This window comes from Pseudomonas sp. Sample_20 (assembly GCF_004307585.1).
Lineage (GTDB): Bacteria > Pseudomonadota > Gammaproteobacteria > Pseudomonadales > Pseudomonadaceae > Aquipseudomonas > Aquipseudomonas atacamensis.
The window spans coordinates 24,150-45,635 of record NZ_RCOA01000003.1; the positions used below are offsets into that span (position 1 = coordinate 24,150).

11 protein-coding genes and 2 tRNA genes (1 of these 13 cut by a window edge) are annotated in these 21,486 nt (G+C 60.1%); 4 read left to right on the forward strand and 9 right to left on the reverse strand.

Features of this window, described 5'->3' with window-relative positions:
* Positions 1-37 precede the first annotated feature (37 nt).
* Entirely contained in the window at positions 38-3,313 is a 3,276-nt protein-coding gene (locus D8U70_RS00355) for a transglutaminase family protein (protein WP_130928076.1), read from the reverse strand.
* A 399-nt stretch (positions 3,314-3,712) separates the two neighbouring features.
* On the reverse strand, positions 3,713-6,016 hold the full coding sequence (locus D8U70_RS00365) for a YgiQ family radical SAM protein (RefSeq protein WP_016771932.1): 2,304 nt from the start codon (positions 6,014-6,016) through the stop codon (positions 3,713-3,715).
* Positions 6,017-6,242: 226 nt separating this feature from the next.
* Here D8U70_RS00365 and D8U70_RS00370 point away from each other — a divergent pair, with 226 nt between their 5' ends.
* Positions 6,243-8,882 (forward strand): hypothetical protein, encoded by a 2,640-nt coding sequence (locus D8U70_RS00370; RefSeq protein WP_130928077.1) that lies wholly within the window; start codon positions 6,243-6,245, stop codon positions 8,880-8,882.
* Positions 8,883-8,947: 65 nt separating this feature from the next.
* Positions 8,948-13,588 carry an NEL-type E3 ubiquitin ligase domain-containing protein gene (locus D8U70_RS00375; RefSeq protein ID WP_241664627.1) on the forward strand — a complete coding sequence of 1,547 codons (4,641 nt, stop codon included), beginning with the start codon at positions 8,948-8,950 and terminating at the stop codon, positions 13,586-13,588.
* A 38-nt stretch (positions 13,589-13,626) separates the two neighbouring features.
* Here D8U70_RS00375 and dnaB read toward each other — a convergent pair whose 3' ends face one another.
* The 7 genes from dnaB to rnr all read right to left on the reverse strand — a co-directional run bounded on the left by dnaB (position 13,627) and on the right by rnr (position 20,918).
* Entirely contained in the window at positions 13,627-15,024 is a 1,398-nt protein-coding gene (dnaB, locus tag D8U70_RS00380) for a replicative DNA helicase (protein WP_016771936.1), read from the reverse strand.
* A 119-nt stretch (positions 15,025-15,143) separates the two neighbouring features.
* The gene (gene rplI / locus D8U70_RS00385; RefSeq protein WP_003221136.1) at positions 15,144-15,590 is read right to left on the reverse strand and encodes a 50S ribosomal protein L9; all 447 of its coding nucleotides are present in this window, start codon (positions 15,588-15,590) and stop codon (positions 15,144-15,146) included.
* Positions 15,591-15,608: 18 nt separating this feature from the next.
* Positions 15,609-16,502, reverse strand: a complete 894-nt coding sequence (locus tag D8U70_RS00390) for a hypothetical protein (RefSeq protein ID WP_016771937.1) — start codon at positions 16,500-16,502, stop codon at positions 15,609-15,611.
* Between the two features lie 36 nt (positions 16,503-16,538).
* Positions 16,539-16,769: a 30S ribosomal protein S18 gene (rpsR, locus tag D8U70_RS00395; protein ID WP_002551829.1), complete on the reverse strand. Its 231-nt coding sequence runs from the start codon at positions 16,767-16,769 to the stop codon at positions 16,539-16,541.
* Between the two features lie 29 nt (positions 16,770-16,798).
* Entirely contained in the window at positions 16,799-17,221 is a 423-nt protein-coding gene (rpsF, locus tag D8U70_RS00400) for a 30S ribosomal protein S6 (RefSeq protein ID WP_016771938.1), read from the reverse strand.
* Between the two features lie 305 nt (positions 17,222-17,526).
* The gene (rlmB, locus tag D8U70_RS00405) at positions 17,527-18,291 is read right to left on the reverse strand and encodes a 23S rRNA (guanosine(2251)-2'-O)-methyltransferase RlmB (RefSeq protein WP_024011372.1); all 765 of its coding nucleotides are present in this window, start codon (positions 18,289-18,291) and stop codon (positions 17,527-17,529) included.
* The gene (gene rnr / locus D8U70_RS00410; RefSeq protein ID WP_073471681.1) at positions 18,288-20,918 is read right to left on the reverse strand and encodes a ribonuclease R; all 2,631 of its coding nucleotides are present in this window, start codon (positions 20,916-20,918) and stop codon (positions 18,288-18,290) included. The genes rlmB and rnr overlap by 4 nt, the downstream gene beginning before the upstream one ends.
* Positions 20,919-21,143: 225 nt before the next feature.
* On the opposite strand from rnr, the gene D8U70_RS00415 reads away from it, so the two are divergent.
* Positions 21,144-21,230: transfer RNA gene (locus D8U70_RS00415), tRNA-Leu, on the forward strand.
* A 180-nt stretch (positions 21,231-21,410) separates the two neighbouring features.
* Positions 21,411-21,486 (forward strand) — tRNA-Leu (locus tag D8U70_RS27680); it runs 76 nt beyond the window's last position.

Below are 21,486 nucleotides of genomic sequence, written 5' to 3' on the forward strand. Positions count from 1 at the left end.
ACGCGGATATACGAAAAATCCGCGTATTGCGTAGGCTCTAGTAACGGCGCAGGTCGATGGTCATCGGTAGCTCGTCATTGATTTCTACTTTGGGTACGGGAAGTTTCCCCGGCGTGTGTCCGAGGCGGAAAAACCGCGCCATGCGCCGGCTCTCCGCTTCATTGGCATTGACCGGCAAGGTTTCGTAATTGCGCCCGCCGGGATGGGCGACGTGGTACTGGCAACCACCCAGCGAACGCCCCATCCAGGTATCGAGCAGGTCGAATACCAACGGCGCGTGCACCGGTATGGTCGGATGCAGGCAGTTGGCTGGTTGCCACGCCCGAAAGCGCACCCCGGCGACAAACTCACCCACCCGCCCGGTCGAGTGCAACGGTACCGCGACGCCGTTGCAGGTCAGCAGATAGCGCTGTGGCGGCAGGCCGTTGAGTTTGACCTGCAAGCGCTCCAGCGATGAATCGACGTAGCGCACCGTGCCGCCCGCCGAGCCCTCCTCGCCCAGCACATGCCAGGGTTCGAGCGCCTGACGCAGCTCCAGCTCGATGCCATTGACGGCGTAGTCACCGACCTTGGGAAAACGAAACTCCAGATGTGCGGCAAACCATTCCGCACGCAGCGGATAACCGGCGTTGTTGAGTTCGACGATGACGTCGGCGAAATCCTCTTCGATAAAGTGCGGCAGCAAAAAGCGATCGTGCAGCTCGGTGCCCCAGCGTGCCAGTTTCGCCGGCGCATAAGGCTCGCGCCAGAACCGCGCGACCAGTGCCCGCAGCAACAACTGCTGAGCCAGACTCATGCGCGCATGGGGCGGCATTTCAAAAGCGCGCAGTTCCAGCAAGCCGAGACGCCCGGTGGCGCCGTCCGGTGAATACAGTTTGTCGATGCAAAATTCGGCGCGATGGGTATTGCCGGTGACGTCGATCAGCAGATTGCGCAACAGTCGATCGACCAGCCACGGTGCACATTCCTCGCCCGGTTCCGGCATTTGCGCAAAGGCGATTTCCAGTTCGTACAAGGCGTCATTGCGCGCCTCATCAACCCGTGGAGCCTGGGACGTCGGGCCGATGAAGAGGCCGGAAAACAGGTACGACAGCGAAGGATGGTTGTGCCAGTAGCTGATCAGACTGCGCAGCAGATCCGGCCGCCGCAGAAACGGTGAGTCCGCCGGTGTCGCGCCGCCGAGGACGAAATGGTTGCCGCCGCCGGTGCCAGTGTGGCGCCCGTCGATCATGAACTTTTCGGTGGTCAGGCGGGTTTGCCGCGCCTGTTCATAGAGAAACTCGGTGCGCTCGACCAACTCGTCCCAGCTTGCCGATGGCTGCACGTTGACCTCGATCACGCCCGGGTCCGGAGTGACACGGAAGTTGCTCAGGCGCGGATCACTCGGTGGCTCATAGCCTTCCAGCAGTACCGGGCAGTGCAGTTCTTCGGCGGTGGCCTCAATGGCCGAGACCAGTTCCAGATAATCCTCGACCCGCTCCAGCGGCGGCATGAACAGATACAGCCGCCCTTCGCGGGCTTCGGCGCAGAATGCGGTACGGGTCAGCCAGTCAGCGGACTCATCGATTTTCGGCACCCGCTCATCCAGCGCAGCAGGTTCGCCGTGCACACCGAGCTGCGCGGCATCCGGCAGTTCAGCGAAGTCCTGATTCGGATCGTTGGGATGGATGAACGGATATTCCGCCGCTTTCACCCACGGCTGCGACGCCAGCGGCAAGCGATAACCCAGCGGCGAATCCCCGGGCACCAAGCGACAGTGCTCATCGCGCAGATACCAACGGCCGCTCTGCCATTGATCGCCCTTGGCCGTGCGCGCCAGCGGCAGCACCTGGCCGATCACCTTGTTCAGACCCTGACTGAAGACCTTGCGCAATCGCGCGCGCTCCAGCGGTTCCTCCAGACGCGAATCTTCGGCGCTGACGTTGCCGGGCAACGCGCCCTCACGCCAGAGGTAATAGAGATGATCCTCGTAAGCCGGGAAGACGAAGCGTGCAGGCAACTTCAGGCGCTCGGCGACGCTGGCGAGAAAGCGTCCGGCCAGTTCGCCGTCGGCGCCGTAGTCCTGCTGTTCGTCGGCGATCAATGCGTCGTTGTGCCAGATCGGCTGACCGTCGCGGCGCCAGTAACAATTGAGCGACCAGCGCGGCAATTGCTCGCCGGGATACCACTTGCCCTGACCGAAATGCACCAGCCCCTGCGGTGCATATTGCTTGCGCATGCGCTGAAACAGTTCGGCGGACAGCCGGCGCTTGTCCGGCCCCAGCGCGGCAGTGTTCCATTCGGCGCCGTCCGGGTCGTCGATGGAAACGAAGGTCGGCTCGCCGCCCATGGTCAGGCGCACATCGCCTTCAAGCAGGTCGGCATCGATTTGCCGCCCCAGCGCCTGGATCGCCCGCCACTGTTCATCGGTGTAGGGCTTGGTGACACGTGGCGCTTCCCAGATTCGCTCGACCGACATTTCGTGGCTGAACTGTGTCTCGCAAGGTTCGACCAGACCACTGATCGGCGCCGCCGAGGACGGATCGGGACTGCACGCCAACGGAATATGCCCTTCCCCGGCGAACAACCCGGAGGTCGCATCAAGGCCAATCCAGCCGGCACCCGGCAAATACACCTCGCACCAGGCGTGCAGGTCGGTGAAGTCGACGTCGGTGCCGGACGGGCCGTCGAGGCTTTTCACGTCGGCGGTCAGTTGAATCAGGTAACCGGAAACAAACCGCGCCGCCAGACCGAGATTGCGCAACAGCTGCACCAGCAACCATGCCGAATCTCGGCAGGAACCGGAGGCGTGTTGAAGTGTGTGCTCCGGAGTCTGCACGCCGGGCTCCATGCGGATCAGGTAGCCGATGTCTTCGCTGAGGCGCTGATTGAGCGCCACCAGAAAATCCACCGCCGGCAGCGGCGTGCGGTCGATGCTGTCCAGGTAAGCCTTGAACGTTGGCGTCAGCGGCAGGGTTTCGAGGTACGGCGCCAACTCCTTGCGCTCGTCGGCGGCGTAGCTGAACGGAATTCGCTCGGCGTACGGTTCGAGGAAGAAATCGAACGGATTGAACACCGCCATTTCCGCTACCAGATCGACTTCGATGCGCAGCTCTGCGGTTTTTTCCGGGAACACCAGACGTGCCAGGTAATTGCCCTGGGGGTCCTGCTGCCAGTTGATGAAATGCTGCTCGGGCGAGACTTTCAGCGCATAGGAAAGAATTCGCGTGCGGCTGTGGGGCGCCGGGCGCAGGCGGACGATCTGCGGGCCGAGTTCGACAGCGCGGTCGTAGCGATAATGCGTGACGTGATGCAATGCGACATGAATCGACACGGCGTGCCTCCTGCGAGCCTTGGGCGTATGGGAAAGCGCGCAAGACTTATGCCATGCACAGGCTTGCGCGCTTTCGCGAAATGCTCAAGGCAGTACAGCACCAAAACCGGGCGATGCGAGGAAATGCTTTGGCTCAGTTGCACGCAAATGTTGCGGACGCTGATTCTTGCTGTGTTTGATCGGATGCTTTCGCGAGCAGGCCAGCGGCAACAACTTGATCGTTCCCACGCTCTGCGTGGGAATGCAGCCCGTGACGCTCCGCGTCACAACCATGTTCGACAATACTGCGAGTAACGGCTGGAACGCGGAGCGTCCCGAGAGGCATTCCCACGCGGAGCGTGGGAACGATCAGCAAAACGCCAACCCGAAGGTTGGCGTTCTGTTCAGCTCAAGCAGTGTTTAGCGCGGCACGACCGGCTTGCGCGTCGGCTTCGGCCCTTTGCCTTTCGCCGCATCCTTGCGCTCCTTGGCCGCCTGCTGGTTGCGGGCGAACGCAGCAGCCTTGGCCTGTTCACGCTTGTCCCACGGATTACCGCCATCACTGGCACGCGGCGGCAGACCGGTGTGCTGGGTGAGAATCTTGGTGGTCTTCTCTTTGGCGACCTTGTGGCTGCCGGCCGGCGTCGAGTTCTTGCGGCGGGCGCTCTGGTAGCTGTCGGTGGCAGGCTGATGCGCCGGGATCAGTTGATCCTTGCCCGGCCCGATCAGATCGGCGCGGCCCATGCGGATCAGCGCTTCACGCAGCATCGGCCAGCCTTTCGGGTCGTGATAACGCAAGAACGCCTTGTGCAGACGACGCTGATCTTCGCTCTTGACGATGGTCACGCCGTCGCTCTTGTACGTCACCTTGCGCAGCGGGTTCTTGCCCGAGTGGTACATCGCCGTGGCGGTGGCCATCGGCGACGGGTAGAACGCCTGCACCTGGTCGGCGCGGAAGCCATTGCCCTTGAGCCACAGAGCAAGGTTCATCATGTCTTCGTCGGTGGTGCCCGGGTGGGCAGCGATGAAGTACGGAATCAGGTACTGCTCCTTGCCGGCTTCCTTGGTGTACTTCTCGAACATGCGCTTGAACTTGTCATAGCTGCCGATGCCCGGTTTCATCATCTGGTTGAGCGGACCTTCCTCGGTGTGCTCCGGAGCGATCTTCAGGTAACCGCCAACGTGGTGGGTCACCAGCTCCTTGACGTACTCCGGCGACTCCACGGCGAGGTCGTAGCGCAGGCCGGAAGCGATCAGAATCTTCTTCACACCCGGCAGGGCACGGGCGCTGCGATACAGCTGAATCAGCGACGAATGGTCGGTGTTCAGGTTCGGGCAGATACCGGGGAACACGCACGACGGCTTGCGGCAGGCGGATTCGATTTCCGGGCTCTTGCAGGCGATGCGGTACATGTTCGCAGTCGGGCCGCCGAGGTCGGAAATGACCCCGGTGAAACCCGGCACCTTGTCGCGGATCTCTTCGATTTCGCGAATGATCGACTCTTCGGAACGGTTCTGGATGATGCGGCCTTCGTGCTCGGTGATCGAGCAGAAGGTGCAGCCACCAAAGCAGCCACGCATGATGTTCACCGAGAAACGGATCATGTCGTAGGCCGGGATCTTCTCCTTGCCGTACGCCGGGTGCGGCACACGGGCGTAAGGCATGCCGAACACGTAGTCCATTTCTTCAGTGGTCATCGGAATCGGCGGCGGGTTGAACCAGACATCGAGCTCGCCATGCTTCTGCACCAGCGCACGGGCGTTGCCCGGGTTGGTTTCCAGGTGCAACACGCGGTTGGCGTGGGCGTACAGCACCGGGTCGTTACGCACCTTCTCCATCGACGGCAGGCGGATCACGGTCTTGTCACGGGTCATGCGCGGGCTGGCGAGGATCTGCACAACCTTGGCTTCCTGCGGATCTTCCACCGGGCCTTTTTCCTGCTCGATGGCGCAGGCCTGAGTGTCCTGGGTATTCACGTACGGGTTGATGATCTTGTCGACCTTGCCCGGACGGTCGATGCGCGTGGAGTCGACTTCGTACCAGCCCTGCGGCGTGTCGCGACGGATGAACGCGGTGCCGCGCACATCGGTGATGTCTTCGATCTTGTGGCCCCACGACAGGCGCTGGGCAACTTCGACAATCGCGCGCTCGGCGTTGCCGTACAGCAGAATGTCGGCGCTGGCGTCGATCAGGATCGAGTTGCGCACGCGATCCTGCCAATAGTCGTAGTGGGCGATGCGGCGCAGCGAGGCTTCGATGCCGCCGAGCACGATCGGCACATGCTTGTAGGCTTCCTTGCAGCGCTGGCTGTAAACCAGGCTGGCGCGATCCGGACGCTTGCCGGCCATGCCGCCGGGGGTATACGCGTCATCGGAACGGATTTTCTTGTCCGCGGTGTAGCGGTTGATCATCGAGTCCATGTTGCCGGCCGCGACGCCGAAGAACAGGTTCGGCTCGCCGAGCTTCATGAAGTCGTCTTTGGACTGCCAGTTCGGCTGCGCGATGATCCCGACGCGGAAGCCTTGCGACTCCAGCAGCCGGCCGATGATCGCCATGCCGAACGACGGATGATCGACGTAGGCATCACCGGTAACAATGATGATGTCGCACGAATCCCAGCCGAGCTGATCCATCTCCTCCCTGCTCATCGGCAGGAATGGCGCTGGCCCGAAACATTCGGCCCAATATTTTGGATAGTCAAATAACGGCTTGGCTGCTTGCATGTCGACGACCGGTGTTGAAGTGAAAAATCGCGGGCGCGGAATATAGCACAAATTTTGACCAATTCCGACGACGGTGGTCGGTTTCTCTGTGCGCTGCTCTCGCGCCGCCAACCCGCCACACATTACGCGTTTTTGTTGAACGCACGACGCACGAAACGGCAAGGAAGCCGCCCGCCCGTCGCACTCCCAAGAGCAGCGGGGCATTAAACGCAAAGGAAGACAGGCAATGGCACCCAAACCGCCAACCAGAGGCATCACGACCGTCTCGGTTCATCATCCGCGACCCGATTATTCGCTAACCCGGCCTGGTTTCACGGCGCTTTTCGATGGCGGACCGGGGCACAGAATTCCTACACGCCCGACTCCGACAACGGTATCGACATCGATCGATCACGGGCTCAACCGCATTACCTCCGTGCCTGCGCGGGCAACGGTCAGCACGACAGCGGCCGCCGAATCGGCTGCAGTTGTGCATGAGCGGCCCTTGGGAGATTACTGGATCACTTCGCTGGTCTTGTTGCCGTCAGCCAATGCCGAAGGCATTTCGACGCTTAAGGGACGTCAGTATGTCCAAGTGCCTGAGGGTGGCACCGTGCAGGTCGGTCTGGACCCCGCCAGCGGTCTTTACCGGGCGAAATTGCCCAGCGAATTGCACCCGTCTGGTCCGCTGTTGCAGTTCGATGTCGAGAGCCGTCTCTGGCAACCCGTCGATACCTGGGCGCCATCGACCTACCCGCTATCCCCGAGCCGGCTGGAAGCGTTTCGCACCGATCTGGATTTCAGCACGGCCGAGCCGGGCGGCGATGGCCTGTTGCGCTTCAACGGCAAACTCTATGTGCAGATCGAGAATCAGGCCTATCAGGTCCTGCATGATCTTGATGCATCAGCGCCGCAGAGGGCGGTCATGCGCATCGTTCGCCCCGACGATCCCATCGCCAGCGATGCCACGAATGTCTACGTCGCATCCCGTCCAGGCAGGTCGGAACCGATCATTTTCGACGCTCGCTACGGCTGGCGAGGGACCAGTGTAACGGGGGCAGCCGGGATGCAGAGAGGGACAGGAGTGGCGCCCTCAGAGCTATGGCAGCGGGTGGAAGTCGGAATCAGACTTGACCACTTCAACAAGCGAATCGAGCAGGACACCGCTAAAAGTGAACACCTGAAGGAGGTGTGGCGCAGCATCAGGGAAGCGGGGGGCGAGCGCCCGGAAGCGGTCAAGCGCGAAACGATTGCGCTGCTTGATCGTGAATTACACAGCCACCAGGCGCTGAGGTCCCTTGCAAAAGCAATAAAATTCCATAAGCAGCAAAAGCCCGCGGTACGGCACTTCATAAAGAAGGAAGACTACGACAAAAAAATGATTGCGATGCACAAGATTCAAATGAGCTTTTACGATCAATTGGTCGAATGCGGCTTGACCCGCCATGCGCTGGGAGGGCCACTGATCGACATCGACAGGCTCCCGCGAACAGTCAACGTCCTGGGGAAAATTCTCGGCCATATGCGAGAGCGCCAGCACATTGCCGACAATCTGGTGAACACATGGCGGGTCCCGCCGGACGAATTCAGTGCATACGCTCTGACACCCATGGACACTCACGACGTCGTGGCTTCTTGGGTATTGGCCAAAAGCCTGATGCTGGACGACCATCAATCAGGCGGAAACTGCCCTCAGGCCTCCGAACTGGCGACCAGGTTTGGTCAGGTAACTTTCGTTTATGGAGCGCTGGGTAAAATTCCGGAGATTTCGCACCCTGCGATATTGCGTGATCTGCTCCAGGAATGCACAGCGCTTCGCTACTGGTACGAGCGCCTTGATCTGGCACCCGATGAGCAGCACGCAACGTCACGCACGGCAATCACCGCCGAGCTGAAAATATTCGAAGAGACGCTGACTCATCGCCTGTTCCAATATCAACGCCAGCCTGATCTCCCGGCGCTGCCGATCAACGATCAGGCCATTGATTTCGAGTATGTTCCGGAGCAGGACAGATCCGGCTTCCAACCGCCACCCAAGCGCATTTTCAAGGCAAAGAAACACGGTATATACAAGATCCATGTCGGCGAGTCCCGACGTACCGCGCACAACGAAGAAGTCATCGATGTACGCAGTCTGCACGACCCGCAACAGCCAGTGCAGACCTATGAACAAAGGGCTGGTGAGTGGCACCCCGTCCGCGCAACGCAGGACACAACCCTGCCCGACCTGACTCTCAGAGCCAATCAGCACCTTGAGCAAACCGACGCACATGTGCGCGAAGCCCGGCGCGAAGAGTCGCGCAAAAACCATCCGGACAACATTGTCGAGATGCTTGAGCGCAAGGCCGGGGCAATGGATGAGATCGCACTCCAGCTTCGGCGACAGGAGCCGACCGATGGCGAAACAGATGCGCTGATCCAACGCCTGGAGGACACCAGTGAACGCCTGCGCAGCGAGGGCGAAAACATTCGTGTCCGGATCTACAAGGACAAACATTTTCTGAGCCCCGACCGATTGTTGTATCTGATCGACAAGGGCGAAGTACGTGCGCAGAAAATCGAGACCCGGTTGAAACGCGGCAAGGGGCAGAATCGAGACTTTATCGACGTCTATCTACTGACGGATGCGCATACCTACGACCCCCTCTGGCACGCGCACTTTCATTACGCGAAACCGGATACGCCCGATCTCAACTTCAATGTTTCCGGCGGGCACCTGAAAACCCTTGAGCAAAGCCGCATGGGCGTGCGTTCGCAGCGCCGGGAAGAACTGGCGCAGCGGCCACACAAACCTATCTGGCGCGCCGCCCTCGATGGCCACGCAGCGCAGAAAATTTTCGACCTCGCCGCCACCTCTTTCCATCCCGAGACACATCATCAGGCATGACGCCGAACCGGCCGGCAGCGTCCGTTGCGGACGCGACCGCTCAATTACTACAAGGAACGTAAGACATGCGCAGCAAAACGCCGCACCCAGTTACTCCCCCCGGTAATTTTCATCTTCGGCCGGATACATCCGCCGATGCCATCCCGCAGCGTCCCCTCCTCACGCCGCGCCCCAGTCTTGACCCAACCGCGTTGAGCGGCCCGCCAATCCGCGCGGGCCGGCGCACGGAGAGCAACGATCCTGATGCGATCATCCCGGCGCCGAATGTCACAGTGCATGCGGCTGCATCAGCGCTGCAAACCATGGTCAACACTGGCCACCCCGTCGAGCATTACCGCCTCGCTGTCGCAACCGGCTTGCCTGACGCCGACGCCGAAGGCCTGAGGACATTCAAGGGTCGTCACTACGTGGAAATGGCCGACGGCGGTTTCGTGCAGGTGAGCAAGGATTCGCCGAGCGGCCTCTGGCGCGCCGGGCTGGCGAGCGAATCGAAGCCCTCCGGACCGCTGATGCTGCACAATCCCGAGAGTGGCAGGTGGCATGCGCTGGAGTTCTCTCCGCCGAGCACCTTCGCTTTATCGGTGACACGCCTGCAAGCGTTTCGCACGCCGCTCGACTTCAGCCATAGCTCACGCGACAGCGATGGGCTGTACCGCCATGACGGCAAACTCTACGCAGTGATCGACAATCACAGCTATCAGGTCCTGCACGATCACGATGCTTCGACGCCTCTGGCCGAGGTGATGCGCATCGTCCGCCCTGAAGATCCTGTCGCCGCTGACGTCGATAACATCTACAGCGCTACGCGCCCGGGCAGATCAGAGCCTGTCGTGTTCGATGCCGATCAGGGCTGGCAGGGCATTGTGGTCGGCGGGGCCGGCGGGATGCAGCGCGGCGGTGCCGACCAACCTGCTTCACCGGGGCTGCGCGAGCGGCTCAATGCCGCGGTCAATCGACTGCGAACGCCCCAGTCGCGACTGCGAAAACTCTACCCGTCTCTGGAAAGCGAGCAAATCCGCACGCTGCTGCGCACCCAGGGTGACGATGTACCAAGCTTTTTGACGCGCCTCGAGAATGAATACAAGACCCTGAAGCTGGAGCTCGCGACGTGGTCGAAAACCAGTGAGCTGGCCGGCGGGGCGACCCATCCCTCGGTGGAGCGCGCCGCGCAAGAGATCAAGCGCTGCTGGAAACGTCAGACAGGTACAACGTTGCAACTGGATCTTGGCGACGCAGGCATTGTTGCGCTGTCCGCAGATTTCAGCCATGTCCGCACGCTGCACTTGCAGGCGGTCGCCTGGTCGGAGGGGGGCGAAAACTTCCTCAAGGGGTTCACTGCCCTGGAGCGTCTGAAAATCAACGCCTCGGCGCTCGCCAGGCCGCCGGCGAACCTTGCGCAAATGCCTGCCCTCAAGGAGTTGGACCTGCGAGCGAACCACATTGAACTGAGCGACCAGACCGCCAGCGAGCTGGCTTCGCTCAGCCAACTGGAAACACTCGACCTGTCGGACAACCCGCTGGGCAAGGCCCCGGATTTCAGCGGCATGCTTGAGCTCAAGTCCGTGGGTCTGCGCAATGCACAACTGGATGACTGGCCAACCGGATTGCAGCATCAGTTGGCGATGGAGTCGCTCGATCTGCGCAATAACCGATTGCGTGAAATTCCGCAGACAGTCATCAGCCCGGCGAGTGATCAATTGCTCGCCATAGCCAACATCAACCGCATCACCCTGATCGAAGGCAACCCCTTTGCCAGCGGCTATTGGCGGCGGCTGGAAGTCTACTGGCAGCGGGTTACGGCCGAATATCCTGCCCTGATCACCAGCGCACGCACAGGTGCATTCCGGATTGATGGCGACATCCCTGAAGTCGCCATGCTGCTGCAGATGTATCCGGACAAAACGCCACAAACAGCCCGGGAATACCTGATTGGCCTGGGGGACAATGCAGAAGCCACGATCAGCCAGCGTTTCGCAGAGTTCAAGGCGCTCGATGCGCAACTGCTGGCCTACGTCGCCGACAGCCTGCCGGGAACATCCAGCGTGGCCGGCCGGGAAAAGGCTCGGGCAGAACACATTGCCCGGATCATCAAGGACTGCTGGCTCCAGCAATCGCCGTACCTTGCGCTGCCACCACTGAAAGGACCGCTACCACCACTGACTGCCGACTTCAGTCGGTTGACGTTGCTCACTCTTGATAGCGTCGTCTGGTCCGACACTGCCGACACGTTCCTGTCGCGGTTGCCGAATCTGGAGAATTTGACGATCAGCCATTGCGGTCTGGAAAAATTGCCCGCAGACATCAGCGCGATGAGCCGGCTCACCCACCTGAATCTGACCTCAAACCAGATAAAACTCGATGAGAACAGCGCTGGTGCATTGAGTGCATTGCATCAGTTGGTCAGCATCGACCTGTCGAACAACCCACTCCAGATGCTGCCCGATTTCAGTGCGATGTCCGGGCTGCAGACACTGGACCTGAAGAACACCGGCATCAGTGAGTGGCCCACCGGCCTGGCTGACAAGATCACCTTGACCGGCCTCGATCTCAGCAACAATAAATTGCGCGAAGTCCCCGACGCACACATCAACCCGCCAGCCGATCAATTGGCTGTGGTCGCGCGGATCAACAACCACACGCTGCTTGAAGGCAATGACTTCCCTTCGCCTTACTGGAGGAAGTTCGATCGCTACTGGCGAAAACTCAACGAACTGCATCCGCAGTTGATGACTCCGGCCCACCCCGCTGTATTCGACAGTGAGAACTCGCGCGCGCAGCGCTACCGAAAACTGTTTCCGAGCAAAAGCATCAAGGAATGCCGGGAGTTTATCTGGAACCATGACAAGGCCACTGTCGCGACCAGGCTGTTGGAGCTCGAGCAGGATTTCGCCGTGTTGAAAAACCAGCTGGATAACTGGGTCTTTTCGGGAGGCAGCAATCCTCTGCGCTATATCCGCGTCAATCAGTTGCAGATCAACACCCAAACCCGCAATGAGCGCATCGAGGCACGGGATCGGATCATCAGTTGCTGGCGACGTGAAACGCCGCAGAAACAGGCCTTCGACGGCACGCCGATAGGTCTGGAACTGGATTTGAGCGGCCTCACGTTGCCGACCCTGCCGGATCTGAACACCGATTTCAGCCATGTCGGCTCGCTCAAACTCAACAACATGAATCTCACCGAATCCCCGGAAGGTTTTCTGACCCGCTTCCGCCATCTGCGCTGGCTGAACATGGCCAACAATCGTCTCAGGGATCTCCCGCCGGCCATCGGCGAAATGCACGGGATGACCCGTCTGTTCCTGCAGGGGAATCAACTCGAACTCACCGCCGAGACCGCGCAGATACTGGCCGGAAGAACGACCTTGAGGGCCTTGTGGATACACGACAACCCGCACTTGAACGTGAGCCCGGATTTCAGCGCGATCACTGATATCCGCGAAGTCGACATGTCAAACACCGGCATCGGAAGTTGGCCAGCCGGACTGTTCGATCAGCCCCTGTTGGGCAGGATACTTCTGAACAACAACCGGATCACGAACCTGCCCAGCTTTGTCGTCGCACCGGCAGCGGATCGCCTGAGGCATTCGATTCAGGTCAACAGCGGCACTCAGATAAGCGATAACCCCCTGAACGAATACACCCGAGAACGCTTGGCCGGCTACAGTGAGCGGCTGCGCCACTCCGCAACATCGCTTTACAATCCTCTGAACCTGCTGACCACTTCTGCCCCGGCAGCCCGCCCGCAGCCGGCGCTAATGAACGCTGCGTCGGCCTATCCGCAGTTGACCATCGGTATGACGGCAACCGAGGCGACGAAACGCACCGCGCAGCTGGACAGACTGAAAGCACAGGACGGCTCGGATGGATTTTTCAATATCATTTCCCGACTCGGCCACCACGCCGATTTCCGTCGGCAGGTCTGGGACGTGGTCGATGCCATCAGCGAGAACAACGTGCAATCACGCGCTCTGCGCAGAGATGTGTTCGATCGCGCCTGCGAAGCCGGCTGCACTGACCTTGCCGCCGCCACGTTTACTGACCTGCAAGTGCTGACCATGACGCATACGGCCAGAGTGCAGGCAAGGCAAGACGGGGATGGCACTCGCCTGGTGGACCTGTCCAGAAGTCTGTTCAGGCTAAGGCAGGTCGATGAACTGGCCGCAGCAGATATCGCTGCGAGCAGGACAATCGCCAACGATCCACAGGCTCCAGCGCGTGAGCGCAATACCCAGCGCCTGCGCCTGAGCGACCCGCATGAAATGACCATGGCCTACCGCTTTGGCCTCAAGGATCGGCTGCAGTTGCCGTTTCAGCCGCAGACGCTGTCCTTTATCGGCATGGCCGGCGTCACACCGCCCATGCTGGAAGTCGCCTACCGTAAAGTCATCGCCTTGAACGGCTCTCCCGAAGAGTTTCAGGCTCTGGTGTCGATGGAATTCTGGCAGGACTTCATCACGCACAAATATCCGTCCCGGTTCGACGCCGCACGTCAGCCTTATCAACAGAGACAGGCGGCACTGGACGAGCAATTCGCGAAAAAAGTACTGACCCGGGCCGAATACGACGCGCAAACCAATGACGTCACTGCACAGTTGGCCATTAGCGAAGCGACGCTGATCCAGTCACTGACGCGCGAGGAAATTCGCCCCGGTGAGGCAGTTGAAAAACCTGCCAGCAGCGAGACGGCAGTTTCGGCCGATTGAAGCAGGCCACGACAGCAGCCGGATGATCCGGCCTACTGTCATTCGTCGTCGTCGAAGTTGTAACTGCCCGGTGCGAGGTTTTCGAAGCGCGTGTATTTACCGATGAACGCCAGCCGAATGAAACCGATCGGGCCGTTACGCTGCTTGCCGATGATGATTTCGGCGATGCCCTTGTGCTCGGTTTCCGGGTGATACACCTCGTCTCGGTAAACGAACATGATTACGTCGGCGTCCTGCTCGATCGCTCCGGATTCCCGCAAGTCGGAGTTCACCGGGCGTTTGTTCGGGCGCTGTTCGAGGGAACGGTTGAGCTGCGACAGCGCCACTACCGGACAGTTGAATTCCTTGGCCAGGGCTTTCAGGGATCGCGAGATCTCGGAAATCTCGTTGGTGCGGTTGTCACCGCTGGACCCGGGAATCTGCATCAGTTGCAGGTAGTCGATCATGATCAGGCCGACATCGCCGTGCTCACGCACCAGACGACGAGTGCGCGCGCGCATTTCCGAAGGACTGATGCCGGCGGTGTCATCGATGAACAGTTTGCGGTCGTTGAGCAGGTTGACCGCCGACGTCAGGCGCGGCCAGTCGTCGTCTTCGAGTTGGCCGGAACGCACTTTGGTCTGGTCGATTCGGCCGAGCGAAGACAGCATACGCATGATCAGCGATTCGCCTGGCATCTCGAGCGAGTAAACCAGGACAGCCTTCTCGCTGCGCAACACGGCGTTTTCCACCAGGTTCATCGCGAAGGTGGTTTTACCCATCGACGGACGGCCGGCGACGATGATCAGGTCGGACGGCTGCAAGCCGCTGGTCTTCTCATCGAGGTCGGTGTAGCCGGTGGACAGCCCGGTGATCGCGTCGGCCGTGTTGAACAACGTGTCGATGCGGTCGATGGCCTTGGTCAGCAGCTCATTGACGCCGACCGGGCCGCCGGTCTTGGGCCGCGCTTCGGCGATCTGGAAGATCTGCCGTTCGGCTTCGTCGAGGATTTCTTCAGCGGTGCGACCTTCCGGGTTGAAGGCGCTGTCGGCAATCTCGGTGCTGATACCGATCAGTTGGCGCAACGTCGCACGCTGGCGGACGATCTGCGCATAGGCCTTGATGTTGGCGACGGACGGGGTGTTTTTTGCCAGTTCGCCAAGATAGCCGAGGCCGCCGACTTGCGACGTCTGGCCTTCCTTGTCGAGTTGTTCGGCAAGGGTCACGACGTCGATCGGCGAGTTCTGATCGGCCAGTTTGGCGATCGCGCGGAAGATCAGGCGGTGGTCATGTCGATAGAAATCGCCGTCGGAGACTTGATCAAGCACGCGTTCCCAGGCGTTGTTGTCCAGCATCAGACCACCGAGTACAGCCTGTTCAGCCTCGATGGAATGCGGCGGCACCTTTAGGGCAGCGGTTTGCAGATCGTATTGCTCGGGAGCGGAGATATCGTTCATGGCCACTTGAGTATTAGTGAAAAGCAGGGAATTCAGAAAGACAAAGGGCACGACCTGTAAACAGGATCGTGCCCGATGTTAACCGCCTGACGGACAAGCCGCCAGCCGATCCGTGTTGCTTAAGCTGCTACCACGACAACGCGTACGGTGGCTTCAACTTCGGCGTGCAGGTGCACGGCCACGTCGAATTCACCCACGTTGCGGATGGTGCCGTTCGGCAGACGAACTTCGCTCTTCTGCACTTCAACGCCGGAGGCGGTCAGTGCGTCAGCGATGTCGTGAGTACCGATCGAACCGAACAGCTTGCCTTCGTCGCCAGCGGTGGCAGTGATGGTCACTTCCAGTTCGGCCAGTTGGGCAGCACGGCTTTCAGCCGATGCCTTACGGTCTGCGGCGGCTTTTTCCAGCTCGGCGCGACGCTCTTCGAACGCAGCCAGGTTGGCAGCGGTCGCAGCGGTAGCCTTGCCGAAAGGCAGCAGGTAGTTACGGCCGTAACCGGCCTTAACGTTTACTTTGTCGCCCAGGTTGCCCAGGTTGGCGATTTTTTCCAGAAGGATCAGTTGCATGTGAAAATCCTCTAACTTTTAACCTTCACCGTTCGCGCTGTCGGTGTCTTTCGACACGTGACGACCGCGAAAATCAATCAGGCTGTCGACAATGGCCAGAACCACGAGCAACGGATAGATCAGCTGCATGAACAACAGCAGCGTGACGTACAACCCCACCAGCCAGAAACCGGCCAGTCGCTTCTGCCCGACCAGCCCGTGAATCAGGGCCAGCCCGGCGAACACCAGCGGTACACTGCACAACGGCGTCAACATGGCCATCTGTGCACCGAGATTCGGGCCCAGAAGCATCAACGCCAGCAGTAACATCGCCGGCCCCAGCGGGATGCGGATGGCGCGAAACTCGCGACCGAAACCACCCGGGTTGTACAACAACGCCTGCCAATGCCGCCCGACAATCAGGCTCAGCACGCTGACGATCTGCAACAAGGCCGCAATCAGTCCGGTCAGAACCGGTGCAATCAGGGACGCGAAACGCGCTTGCTCATCGACCGACAATTGCTTGTAGGTCTCACCAAGAAGTGCCGGCATGACCTTTATAAGGGCCTGTGCAAGCATCTCGATCTGGGCCGCAAACGCGACCCCGAGCACCACTGAAAACACCACTCCGATCACTACGCTGACCAGCAGCGTGCGGACCCAGGATTCGCTTGCGCGCAAAACCAACGCAAGCCCCGAAGACCCCAGCAGCACCAGAAGTGCCCGTGGGTCGTCGGCATACAGCCACCAGATCAAGGCCGGCAGCAGTCCCAGCGACAGAACGCCAAGGGCGTCCGTCAATCCGCGCCGCAGCAGCACAAGGCTCCCGGCGGCAGCACCCAACCAATACAACAACGGCAATGTTGCACATCCGGCCACCACGAGAGTGGCCTGCATTCGGCCTCGCATGATGAACTCAGCTAAGGCGCGCATGCATTCAATCCTTTGCTACTTGTCGACTGCCCGGTCTCAGCGGCCGTGGCTGTCGGTGTAGGCCAGCAGGGCCAGGAAGCGGGCGCGCTTGATAGCGGTGGCCAGCTGACGCTGATAACGAGCTTTGGTACCGGTGATGCGGCTTGGAACGATTTTGCCGGTCTCGGATACGTAGGCTTTCAGAGTGTTGAGATCTTTGTAGTCGATCTCTTTCACGTCTTCAGCGGTGAAGCGGCAGAATTTACGACGACGGAAGAAACGTGCCATTTGATAGGCTCCTTAATAAGGTCCGTGGATTACTCGTCAGCGTTATCGCTGTTGTCGCTGTCATCACTGTCGGTGCCTTCGGCGCCTTCGTGCTCAGGACGGTCGCGACGCTCACGGCGCTCACTGCGGTTTTCTTCAGCCTTGAGCATCTCGGACTGGCCGGTAACGGCTTCGTCGCGACGGATGACCAGGTTACGGATCACTGCATCGTTGTAGCGGAAGTTGTCTTCCAGCTCGGCCAGGGCCTTGCCAGTGCACTCAACGTTCAGCATCACGTAGTGAGCCTTGTGAACATTGTTGATTGCGTAGGCCAGTTGACGACGGCCCCAGTCTTCCAGACGGTGGATTTTGCCGCCGTCTTCTTCGATCAGCTTGGTGTAACGCTCAACCATGCCGCCGACTTGCTCGCTCTGATCCGGGTGGACCAGAAAGATGATTTCGTAATGACGCATGAATGCTCCTTACGGGTTGTAGCCTGCCGCTCAAAAACGGTCAGACAAGGAGTGAATGACACTTATGGACTTGCTGGCGCGGGGCACATGCGTGCCTGCCGTCACAGCAAGGGGCGCAATTGTAGAGAAGGGACTGCGGGGGCGCAAGGCAATTGGTGATTATTTGAACAACCACCGATCTTCCAGACACCGTAACCGAATGTGGGAGCGAGCCTGCTCGCGAATGCGGCCTGTCAGGCAACAATGACGTCGACTGACACTCCTCTTCGCGAGCAGGCTCGCTCCCACAGTTGATTGCGTGAAGCTTATTTCTTCGCGGCAGCCTTGGCCTTCGCACCGCGCTGGCGCTGGGCTTCGAAAAGGCACACGCCGGTGGCGACCGACACGTTGAGGCTGCTGACGCTGCCGGCCATCGGCAGGTTCACCAGATAGTCGCAGTGCTCGCGGGTCAGGCGACGCATGCCTTTGCCTTCGGCGCCCATGATCAGGATGGTCGGGCCGGTCAGGTCCTGGTCATAAATGCTGACCTCGGCTTCACCAGCGGTGCCGACTACCCACAAACCGCGCTGCTGGAGTTTTTCCAACGTGCGCGCCAGGTTGGTCACGGCCACAAGCGGAATCACTTCCGCGGCGCCGCAGGCGACTTTACGCACCACCGGGGTCAGCGTGGCCGACTTGTCTTTCGGCACGATCACCGCCAGCGCACCGGCCGCATCGGCCGAACGCAGGCAGGCGCCGAGGTTGTGCGGATCGGTCACGCCGTCGAGCACCAGCAACAGCGGCGCGCCTTCGGTGCGATCGAGCAACTCGTCGAGCATCGCCTCGCCCCACACCTGACTTGGGCTGACTTCAGCGACAACGCCCTGGTGCACGCCTTCAACCCAGGCGTCCATTTCGCGACGCTCGGCCTGGCCGACCTGAACACGGTTTTCATTGGCCAGCTCGACCAGCGTCTGCACGCGCGGATCGTTACGGCTTTCCGCCAGCCAGATCTGCTTGACGCGTTTGGGGTGGTGACGCAGCAACGCTTCTACCGCATGAACGCCGTAGATTTTTTCCAACTGACTCATGACTTCGCCTTCGGTTTACGCGCCCCGCCACTTTTGGCTGGAGCGGAACCCGCTTTTGGCGGGCCCTTACGGTGTTTGCTCGGCTTGGCTGGCTTGCCGTCGGTCGCCCTGTCAGGCGCCGACCGTCCGGTCTTTCCCCCGGACGCCGCTTTACCACCGTTTTTCGCATCGGCCAGCAAGGCCTTCTTCAATTCACGGCTTTTGCGCAGCTCGGCGTTTTTCGCCACGGCGTCGCTCGGGCGATAGGCTTCGGCGACCTTTTCCTTGGCCGGACGACGGCTGGCGGTTTTCGCTGGAGCCTTTTCTTCCGCAGCCCTGGCAGCAGGCGCAGCAGTTTCGGTGCCACGTTTCTTGCGACCAATCGGCGCGCTGATGGTTTTCTCGGCCATCTCGAAGTCGATCTTGCGCTCGTCTAGGTCGACGCGCATGACGCGTACTTCAACGGTGTCGCCAAGACGGAAACTGCGACCGGTGCGCTCGCCCGCCAAGCGGTGATGCACAGGATCGAAGTGGTAGTAATCGCCTGGCAGCGCGGTGACATGCACCAGGCCTTCGACGTAGATATCGGTCAGCTCGACGAACAGACCAAAACCGGTCACTGCAGTGATCACGCCCGGGAACGACTCGCCGACGCGATCCTTCATGAACTCGCACTTGAGCCAGTTCACCACGTCGCGGGTCGCTTCGTCGGCACGGCGCTCGCTCATCGAGCACTGCTCGCCGAGCTGCTCCAGTGCCGCTTCGTCGTACGGATAGATGCGCGCTTTCGGAATGGTCATCGCCCCGGCACGACGAACGTGCGGGGTGTCCTGTTTCGAATGGATCACGCTGCGGATTGCGCGGTGCGTGAGCAGGTCCGGATAACGACGGATCGGCGAGGTGAAGTGGGTATAGGCTTCGTAATTCAGGCCGAAGTGGCCATCGTTTTCAGCGCTGTACACCGCTTGACTCAACGAACGCAGCATGACGGTCTGGATCAGGTGGAAATCCGGACGATCCTTGATGCTCGCCAGCAGGGCCTGATAATCCTTCGGCGACGGACCGTCCTTGCCTTTGTGCAGGGACAGGCCGAGCTCACCGAGGAACGCGCGCAGTTTTTCCAGACGCTCTGGCGGCGGACCGGCGTGAACACGATACAGCGCAGGAATTTCGTGCTTCTTGAGGAATTCGGCAGTGGCCACGTTGGCGGCCAGCATGCACTCCTCGATCAGCTTGTGCGCATCATTACGCACGGTCGGACGGATTTCGGCAATCTTGCGCTCGGAGCCGAAGATGATCCGGGTTTCCTGGGTTTCGAAATCGATCGCGCCACGTACGTGACGGGCGGCCAGCAACACCTTGTACAAGGCGTAGAGCTGTTTGAGGTGCGGCACGACGTCGGTGTACTCACCGCGCAGTTTGCGCGCTTCGGTCGCCTTCGGCGTTTCCAGCATCGCGCTGACCTTGTTATAGGTCAGACGAGCGTGGGAATGGATCACCGCCTCATAGAAGCAGTAGTCGGTCATTTCGCCGGACTTGGAGATGGTCATCTCGCAAACCATGGCCAGACGATCGACTTGCGGGTTCAGCGAGCACAGGCCGTTGGACAGTTGCTCGGGCAGCATCGGAATCACGCGCTCGGGGAAGTACACCGAGTTGCCGCGAACCTGAGCTTCGTTGTCCAGCGCCGAGCCGATCTTCACGTAGCTGGAAACGTCGGCAATCGCCACGTACAACTTCCAGCCACCGGAGAACAGGCGCAGTTTGCCCGGTTTGGCTTCGCAGTAGACCGCGTCATCGAAGTCGCGGGCGTCTTCGCCGTCGATGGTGACGAACGGCAGATGGCGCAAGTCGATGCGCTTCTCTTTGTCTTTTTCTTCAACTTCCGGCTTGAGCTTGGCAGCTTCTTTCACAACCGCTTCAGGCCAGACGTGCGGAATGTCGTAAGTGCGCAGGGCAACATCGATTTCCATGCCCGGCGCCATGTAGTTGCCGACCACTTCGACCACATCGCCTTGCGGCTGGAAGCGCGGCGTTGGCCAGTGGGTGATTTTCACTTCGACGAACTGACCGATCTGCGCATTGGCGTTGCGGCCCGGCGTCACCAGCACTTCCTGCTGGATCTTCGGGTTGTCGGCAACGACGAAACCGATGCCGCCTTCTTCGAAGTAGCGACCGACGATGGTTTCGTGAGCGCGGGACACCACCTCGACGATCACGCCTTCACGGCGACCACGACGGTCGAGCCCGGAAACCCGGGCCAGCGCACGGTCACCATCGAACACCAGACGCATTTGCGCCGGACTCATGAACAGGTCGTCGCTGCCGTCGTCCGGCACGAGGAAACCGAAACCGTCACGGTGACCGCTGATGCGGCCGAGGATCAGGTCGAGCTTGTCGACCGGCGCGTAAGTGCCACGGCGGGTGTAGATCAGTTGAGCGTCGCGCTCCATAGCGCGCAAGCGGCGGCGCAGGGCCTCGATCTGGTCTTCTGTGGTCAGACCAAACTCTTCGACCAGTTGCTCGCGGGCAGCAGGCGAACCCCGATCGGCGAGGTGCGCCAGGATCAGTTCGCGGCTGGGAATAGGGTTTTCGTATTTTTCCGCTTCACGAGCGGCCTCGGGATCGAGGGACTGCCAATCGGCCATTAGAGAGTTTTCACCTTGTCTATATACGGGTTAGTTTGGCATAGGCGCCGGGAAACGGGAAATTTCCGCTTCTATAAGGCTGTGCAAGGCCTTGTATCGACGCTCGGAGACCGTTTTGAACGCCGCTGGTAAAAAAATTCAGTTTTTTCTGCGGCAGGGGTTTACAGTTAAAAAGACGCTCCGTATAGTGCGCGCCATCGACGACGCACAAGCGCTTTCGATGATGCCCAGGTGGTGAAATTGGTAGACACGCCAGCTTCAGGTGCTGGTGACCTTACGGTCGTGGAAGTTCGAGTCTTCTCCTGGGCACCAATTTCGAGTTTGAGACTAGATCAGTTTCAACACTCACACAAAACCCGCGAAAGCGGGTTTTTTGCATTTGCGGGAAAGCTTTTGCTCACACTGATTTATTAAAACCAAATCAGGGGTTTACAGATCAAAAAGGCCTCCGTATAGTGCGCCACATCAACAGCGGCAACGCTTGCGATGATTGCCCAGATGGTGAAATTGGTAGACACGCCAGCTTCAGGTGCTGGTGACCTTACGGTCGTGGAAGTTCGAGTCTTCT